At 62.6% G+C, this 433-nt stretch carries 1 pseudogene; it reads right to left on the reverse strand.

The features are described from left to right. Nucleotides 1–90: 90 nt before the first annotated feature. Nucleotides 91–356, reverse strand: a pseudogene (locus tag BST14_RS28330) (DDE-type integrase/transposase/recombinase); the annotation flags it as partial. Nucleotides 357–433 lie beyond the last annotated feature (77 nt).

Raw genomic sequence — 433 nt, forward strand, 5'->3', positions numbered from 1 at the left:
GGAATAATCACCACCACCACCCCAGGGGGTCAATTCTCACTTGCCGCCAGGGGGTCAAAATTCAGATGCCGTCGACATAAGACACGCCCCACCGTTTCCCCGGCAAACCGCATCGAAGAGCACCTCGACAACCGGATGGTTGAACCGCCCGGTAAACACCTTGCCGTTATCGGTCAGAATCTGCTCGGGCACCCGTAGCCGGCCAGGGCCGCGCGAAGCCCGTCGCAGACCGCGCGGATGCGCTCCCGCGCCATTAAGCGCGCACACACGCACATCCGGGAATGATCGTCGATTCCGGTCAACGCTTAGGCGCTGGTGCCATCGGCAATCGGGAACCGGCCCACGATGTCCATCTGCGACTGGCCTGACCCCGATCGGTTGATCCATGGCCTATGAGAGTCTTGCGGCCCACGACGTGGGCAGGAAGGCTCGA

The sequence above is a fragment of the Mycobacterium arosiense ATCC BAA-1401 = DSM 45069 genome, assembly GCF_002086125.1.
Classification (GTDB): domain Bacteria; phylum Actinomycetota; class Actinomycetes; order Mycobacteriales; family Mycobacteriaceae; genus Mycobacterium; species Mycobacterium arosiense.